Genomic DNA, 7,131 nt, shown 5'->3' with positions numbered 1-7,131 from the left:
GATCGTGGAAACCATTGCGGTGGCGTCTGATTCAATTAGCGTCGGCTGAAGCGGAGCCATCGCCTCGACCAACCGGGCCAGCAGTTCGGTTCGCGACGCGCCGAATACGCCGGCCCGGGTTACCCGGTCGTGGGCCAGGAAGTCGACGTGATCGCCCGCTCTGGAGGCCAGAGCCGCCAGCAGCAGAGCGGCATCCATCGACCAATCCAGCCGGGGCCACCCGCTGGGATCGATCGAGGTCGGGTCGACACCGACCCGGCCGGCAGCGGTACGCCCGGTGTCGAGCACGATGACGACCCGCCGGTCGCGCTCGGGTCGCCAGGTCCGCACCACGACGTCGGCTCGACGAGCAGTGGCGCGCCAGTCGATTGAGCGGACGTCGTCACCGACGACATATTCTCGCAGCGAGTCGAATTCGGTGCCCTGCCCTCGCGTCAGGGTTGGCAGCAGGCCGTCGATCTCCCGAAGTTTGGCCAGCCGAGCGGGTAGATGCTTGCGCGACAAGAACATCGGCAGCACCCGGACCTGGCCCGCCACCGGATGTGAACGTTGCCGGCCCGCGATGCCCAGCGGGCCGACAGACCGCGCGGTGATCACCGCCGACCGCTGATCACCGCGGCGCACCGGCCGCAAACAGGTGTCCACCCGCTGCACCCGGCCCGCGGCGATGTCGACGGCGTGAACGGCTGGGTCAGCCCGCGCGCTGGGAGGCCAGGCATCCCGAAGCTGCCCGCGAAACCGCTGTCGTCCGGCATTGTGAATGAGCACACCGGCATTCACCGCTTCGCCCAGCCGCACCGAGCCGTTCGCAATGCGGGTGTACTGCAACTTCGATGGGCTTGCCGCCATACCGATGTCAGCGATCACCGCGACGGCCAACGCCGCCAGCATTATCACAAAAGATGTTGCCGGCCAGGGTGATAGCACAATGGGCAGACCGCAGATCAGTGCGATCAGCCCGGTGCGCCCGGTCAGGATCACTAGCGTGGCACCGGCACCGAGGCCAAAATCCCATCGAGTACGCCGTCGGGGGTGGCGCCCTCCAGTTCCGCCTCCGGCCGAAGCATCACCCGGTGCCGCAGCGTCGGCCGGGCCATGGACTTCACGTCGTCGGGGGTGACGTAGTTGCGCCCGGAGAGCCACGCCCACGACCGCGCGGTGGCCAGCAATGCGGTTGCCCCGCGCGGTGAGACACCCAGCTGCAGCGCCGGCGAGTGCCGGGTGGCGCCGACGATGTCGACGATGTAGCCCAGCACCTCCTCGGCGACAAGCACCTGACTCACCGCCTCGCGGCCCGCTTCCAGCTCGGTCTGCCCGGCCACCGGACGGATCGCCGACAAGTCACGCGGATCAAAGCCGTGCGCGTGGCGGCCGAGAATGGCGATCTCGGCACCGCGCGGTGGCAGTGGCACGGTCAGTTTGAGCAGGAACCGGTCGAGCTGCGCCTCCGGCAACTGGTAGGTGCCTTCGTATTCGATCGGGTTTTGCGTCGCGGCAACGATAAACGGGTCGGGCAGCGCCCTCGGCTCGCCGTCCACGCTGACCTGACGCTCCTCCATCGCCTCCAGCAAGGCCGCCTGCGTCTTCGGCGGCGTGCGGTTAATTTCGTCGGCCAGCATGAGATTGGTGAAAACCGGGCCGCTTCGGAACACGAATGCGGCGGTGCGAGTGTCGTAGACCAGCGATCCGGTGACATCGCCGGGCATCAAGTCCGGCGTGAACTGGATACGCTTGAATTCCAGTTGAAGTGCCGCGGCCAAGGAACGCACCAGTAGCGTCTTCGCCACACCTGGCACACCTTCGAGCAGTACGTGGCCGCGGCATAGCAGCGCGATCACCAAACCGGTGATCACGGCGTCCTGCCCGACGACGGCTTTGCCGATCTCGCCGCGCAACGCCAGCAAGGCTTGGCGCGCCGATTCCGCCACCGGCGGTTGGGCGGAGGTGGGGCGCGATTGGGTCATCGTTGTGCGACCTGCCTTTCGATGTCGTCAAGTGCACGGGCAAGCTGTACCAAGTCAGCATCGGCAACTGGCGATGGGCCAAACAGAATGTGCCGCACGGACTCCGCGTGAAATCCGCTGCGTTGCGCAACGGCGGTTGCCACGGCAGGCGCTGACATGTCGGTGCTCAAGCCGAGTCTGGGTTGCAGTCGCTGCAGAGTGGCCGCCCGCAATGCTTGCGCCGCGCGGTCGCGCGCTCGGCGCGACCGGTATAGCCGACCGCGGCCCTCGACCGTCTCCGACGCGCGCACCACCACGGGTAGCTCCTCTGCGACCAGTGGACCGATTCGACGACCCTTCCACAACGCGATCAGCAGCACTGCCAGCCAGAGTTGCAGAACCATCCAGATGACGTTATCTGGAATCAGGCCGAAGATCGTTGTCGAACCCGAAGTTTCGCCTTCGACCCGCTGCGGGGCATACCACACTACGCGCGGACGCTGGCCGGCGAGATTCATTGCCAGCGCCGCATTGCCGGCCTTCAGCAGGCCTGCGTTGGTCATAAAGTCGGTACTGCCGACCACGGTCACCGTGCGATCGTCGTCACGGTAGCGGACCAGGGCGCCGCCATAGCAGCTGGTAACCGCACGGTAACCGGCAGCATGGAAGGTGTTGGACGGCCCGAAATCCACCGAGCCTGCCCGGTTGGCTTCGCGTAGTGCGCAATTCGGCTGGGTGTCCTGCACACTGGCGCCGCTGCTGCGGATACCGGGGGCAAGAGCGCCGCGGGCACGGGAGGTCGGCTCGACCAGCAGCAGATCGCCTGGCGCGGTGGCCAGCCGATGTAGCAGTGCGTCGCTGGTGACGCGCTGGGTCTGGGCGAACAGTAGCAACGTTCCGGGCTGTGCCGCGTTTTCGGCCTCGGCGATGCTGGAGGCGACCACGACGGTCACGCCGCGGTCCCGCAGCAGCGTGACCAACGCGTGCGCGCCGTCGCGTGCGGTCGAGGCCGGGTCCATCGCTCCGCCGGGACGTGGGGCGGTCACGTAGGTGCCGATCGCTGCGACCGCGCAGACGGCCGTCAGCACGAGCAACACCCACCGCCATGACCGCCGTTGGCGCGCTGGGATTGTCGTCCCTGCGACCGTCATCGAACCGGCGCCCATGCATCGATTGGGGCCGGCTCACCGAACGGGGGCCGGCCTGCCTGAGACCGGAATCGCAGGTGGTCATCAAGGTCGACAATCAGCTGGTAGGCATCTTGTGTCCCTGGTATTTGACCATAGGTGACGTCGTTGAATGCCGTTGCCGCTTGCGACAATTCGGACGCAAGATGCGGCACGCGAGCGCCGGCGTCACGGGCCAGCTCGTTGGCGGTACGGCCAGGCGCCGGTTCGAGTATCCCGCTCTCCTCGAGACCACGGGCTACCGCCCGAAGCCGATGCCGAATCGCTGCCGGCCAATTGCCTTCGGCAGCAAAGCGTTCCGCGGCCGCACGATGCTGGTCAGCGCTGAGCTGGCCGGTATCGAACAGCTGATAGTCATCCCCATGCGTGCGCATGGTGCGCCGCGCGACGCGGATGGCGATCACTATCGCGACAATCAGCAGGGTAATCAGCACGCTGACGGTGAACCATCCGCCCGGCACGGTAGAGCCCTTTTCGATAAGCCGGAAGAGCAGCTCGTGAATCCATTCATCCAACCGCTGGCTCAGCGACCCCTTCGGATAGATCGGTTTGTCGAGTTCGCGCTGGGCGGCCTGGTGCGCGGGATCGCGGTCGATGTCGATGGTGGGCAACTTCGGCTCGTCCCTACGCCGGCCGGGTCAGCCAGAGATAGTCGGTGGAAGCCGCCGGCCGCGTGTGTGCGGGGCCGCCGGCGGCGCCGGTCTGCAGGACCAAATCGAATGCCTCGGCCCGGATCCGGCGGTCGGTGTAGAGCAAGACAACGACGCCCGCACTGAATGGAGCAGTGATGATTCGGCCGATCGCCGAACCGACGGCCCCCACTGTCGCACCGACCAGCGACGTGCCGCTGGATCCGATCAGCAACGCACCGACGAAATTGAACGGCGCAGCGACCGCGTTGCCGACCAAAACCACCACTAAGCCGGTCAGCATCTGGATGCCGAGCACGCGCCAAAAGCTGTTGCGGACCAACGCAAATGACCGGGTGATCGCATCGATCACCGGCAGCCGCTCCAGCACTATCAGCACCGGCGCGAACGACAGCACGGTGTAGAAATAGACCACCGTCGCTATCGCCGCCAGCCCTAGCGGCAAACCGATCACAACGGCCGCCGCGGGGTTGCCGGCGGCGGCGACCGCCCCGATGATCAGTGCCGCCACGCCGGCCAGCAATATCAGCCCAACCAACTCCAAGGCCACCAGGCCCAACAAGGCAGGCAGCCGCCCGCGAATCTTGACCCATGTTTCGCCGGGGCCGATTCTTGAGCCGAACACCGCCCGGCCCACGACGACCGTGAGCATGCCGCTGAGCAGAACACCCGCCAGCCAGCCGATCAGGCCGGCTAGCGCAGATGACAGTGTCCAGGCCGCGATATCACCCCCGGTCAGGTCGTCGGACGGTGCTGTCCGCAATCGGCTGGCAGCGGCCAGGGGACCGACAGTGGCGATCAACGTGATGATTTGTGTACTCACCACCACGATCGCAGTCAGCCCTAAGGTGGCCTTTGCGTTGGTCCGGATGTAGGCGGCGGCGCCATTGAAAATGTCACTGATGCTCAACGGCCGCAACGGGATTATCCCGGGCGCATTCGTTCCCAAGCGATTCGGTGATGGGGGGCCATAGCCGGGCGGCACACCATAGCCAGGTGCAGGCGGATAAGCCGAAGGCGGGTAGGAGGGGGAAGACGGCGGTGGGTAATAGGCGGGCGGGCCGTAGCCAGGCGGCGGATACCCCGGATAGCCCGCTGGCGGGTAGGCCGGGGGACCGTAGCCGAATGGGGGGTAGTCCGGGTAATCCGGGTAATCGGGCGGCGGCGCGCTCACCAGGTGGAACCGCCGTCGTGGTCGGGCATGGCTCCATACTGTCGAGCACCGGATCATTTCTCAACGTCGTGTTATGCGCGCGTATCGCGCTCTGTTGATAGCTGGCGCGTAGCGTCTCAGCAATGGCGGAACTCAAATCCAGGCTGCGGTCAGATCTGACCGATGCGATGAAGTCGCAGGACAAGTTGCGTACCGCGACGCTGCGCATGCTGCTGGCCGCGATACAGACCGAGGAGGTCTCGGGCAAGGCTGCGCGCGAGCTCTCCGACGACGAGGTGCTCAAGGTGCTGGCCAAGGAGTCCAGGAAACGCAGCGAAGCAGCGGAGATCTACACCCAAAACGGACGCGGCGAACTGGCGGCCAACGAGCACGCCGAAGCCCGGGTCATCGACGAGTATCTGCCGACCCCGCTCACGGAAGCCGAGGTCGCCGACGTGGTCGATACGGCTATTGCGCAGGTAGCCGAGCAATTGGGCGAAAGGCCAGGCATGAAACAGATGGGGCTGGTGATGAAAGCTGCGACTGCGCTGGCGGCCGGCAAGGCCGACGGGTCGCGGCTGTCTGTGGCAGTTAAGGACAGGCTCTAGCAGCGACGGTCGTTTGCCTCGGCCGTGTAGGGGTATCCAATGGCGTATGACACGGTTTGGCTACACCTTGATGACGGAGCAGAACGGACCCAAAGACCTTGTCCGCTACGCGATTTCGGCTGAACATCGAGGTTTCGACTTCGAGGTAAGCAGCGACCACTTCTCGCCGTGGTTGGCATCGCAAGGGCACGCGCCCAACGCCTGGGCGGTCCTGGGCGCGGTAGCCCAAGTCACCGAGCGGGTGGATCTGTATACCTACGTGACCTGCCCGACCATGCGTTATCACCCCGCCGTCGTCGCGCAACAGGCGGCAACCGTGCAGCTCCTCGCCGACGGCCGGTTCACGCTGGGCCTGGGCAGCGGCGAAAACCTCAACGAGCACGTCGTCGGTAAGGGCTGGCCCGCGATCGTTCAACGGCAAGAGATGCTGCGGGAGGCTATCGAGATCATCCGTGCGTTGTTCAGCGGCGACCTGGTCGACTGGCGCGGCAACTACTACCAAGTCGATTCCGCGCGGCTGTGGGATGTGCCGGATGTTCCGGTCGGTATCGGCATCGCGATGAGCGGGCAGAAGTCCATCGACAAATTCGCCACCCTGGCAGACCACCTGATCGCGGTCGAACCCAATGGTGACCTCGTACGTACCTGGCACTCGGTGCGCCAGGGCACGGGTATCGCCGGTGGAGGCCGGGTGGTCGGCCAGATACCAATCTGCTGGGACCCTGACCGCGACGCGGCGATCGAGCGTGCCCACGACCAATTCCGTTGGTTCGGTGGTGGTTGGAATGTGAACGCCGACCTGCCCACGCCGGCAGGTTTTGCCGGGGCGACGCAGTTCGTCCGTCCCGAGGACGTCGCAGACAGCATTCCGTGTGGCCCGGACCTCGATGCGATCGTCGACGCGGTCCGCCCGTTCTGGGAAGCCGGCTTCACCGACATCGCACTGCTGCAAATCGGTGGCGACAGCCAAGACCTCTTCTTCAAAGAAGCCGCCGAGCCGCTGCTGGGGGCACTACGGACAGCGGCAAGCGACGGGACCAGTGGCGGCAATGGCAATAGGTGATTCATCCGCAGACACCACAGCGACCCTCGTCAAGGGCCTGGGCGGTGCCAGCCTTGGGCTGGGGCTAAGCGAAATCTTGGCGCCCAGCAAAGTCGCCGACGCAGCAGGCCTCGACGACACTGACCGGTCCCGCACAGTGATCAGGGCGCTGGGGCTGCGGGAATGTACGCATGCCGCAGCCCTGCTCTTCGGGTCGAGCAAGTTAGTTTGGACCAGGGTCGCCGGCGACATCTTGGATGTGAGCTTGCTGGGCGCGGCGCTTGCGAAGAGCAATCACGGCCGACGGCGCCGACGCGGAACGGCCTCGGCTGTCGCGCTTGCCGGCATCGCCGCTGCCGACCTGTACGCCGCGTTGCGCACCACCCGCAACGACGGTCGGCACGCCAACGGGTCACCGCACCGCAGCCTGCGGGCCGCAGTGACGGTGCGACGATCGCCCGAAGACGCCTATCGGTTCTGGCGCAACCTTGAAAACCTGCCGTCCTTCATGTATCACCTGCAGTCAGTCACCGACTCCGGTGATCGCT

Annotated in this window: 8 protein-coding genes; 3 read left to right on the top strand and 5 right to left on the bottom strand. The window is 65.9% G+C overall.

The genetic code is table 11. The annotated features are described in order from the left end of the window. The 5 genes from WBF82_RS03360 to WBF82_RS03340 form a co-directional block, all read right to left on the bottom strand. A partial coding sequence (locus WBF82_RS03360) for a DUF58 domain-containing protein (RefSeq protein WP_424381682.1) occupies positions 1-981 on the bottom strand: 981 nt, incomplete at its 3' end. Then, positions 981-1,964: an AAA family ATPase gene (locus WBF82_RS03355; protein WP_424381681.1), complete on the bottom strand. Its 984-nt coding sequence runs from the start codon at positions 1,962-1,964 to the stop codon at positions 981-983. The genes WBF82_RS03360 and WBF82_RS03355, both read right to left, overlap by 1 nt. Continuing rightward, positions 1,961-3,094 carry a DUF4350 domain-containing protein gene (locus WBF82_RS03350; RefSeq protein WP_424381683.1) on the bottom strand — a complete coding sequence of 378 codons (1,134 nt, stop codon included), beginning with the start codon at positions 3,092-3,094 and terminating at the stop codon, positions 1,961-1,963. The genes WBF82_RS03355 and WBF82_RS03350 overlap by 4 nt, the downstream gene beginning before the upstream one ends. Beyond that, on the bottom strand, positions 3,091-3,741 hold the full coding sequence (locus WBF82_RS03345) for a DUF4129 domain-containing protein (protein WP_424381680.1): 651 nt from the start codon (positions 3,739-3,741) through the stop codon (positions 3,091-3,093). Before WBF82_RS03345 ends, WBF82_RS03350 begins: the two co-directional genes overlap by 4 nt. Positions 3,742-3,754: 13 nt before the next feature. Further along, entirely contained in the window at positions 3,755-4,954 is a 1,200-nt protein-coding gene (locus tag WBF82_RS03340) for a hypothetical protein (protein WP_424381679.1), read from the bottom strand. Positions 4,955-5,076: 122 nt separating this feature from the next. Between WBF82_RS03340 and WBF82_RS03335 the strand changes: the two genes are divergently transcribed. The 3 genes from WBF82_RS03335 to WBF82_RS03325 all read left to right on the top strand — a co-directional run. Then, positions 5,077-5,541: a GatB/YqeY domain-containing protein gene (locus WBF82_RS03335; RefSeq protein WP_424381678.1), complete on the top strand. Its 465-nt coding sequence runs from the start codon at positions 5,077-5,079 to the stop codon at positions 5,539-5,541. 46 nt (positions 5,542-5,587) lie between these two features. After that, a complete protein-coding gene (locus WBF82_RS03330) occupies positions 5,588-6,604 on the top strand; it encodes an LLM class F420-dependent oxidoreductase (protein ID WP_424381677.1) in 1,017 nt (338 codons plus the stop codon). Next, positions 6,591-7,131 (top strand): hypothetical protein (locus WBF82_RS03325; RefSeq protein ID WP_424381676.1); only part of this gene is annotated, 541 nt, incomplete at its 3' end. The genes WBF82_RS03330 and WBF82_RS03325, both read left to right, overlap by 14 nt.

It is taken from the genome of Mycobacterium sp. (assembly GCF_049673265.1).
Taxonomy (GTDB): Bacteria; Actinomycetota; Actinomycetes; order Mycobacteriales; family Mycobacteriaceae; genus Mycobacterium.
Note: the sequence above shows the minus strand (reverse complement) of the source record. Positions and strands in the feature narration are given on the sequence as shown.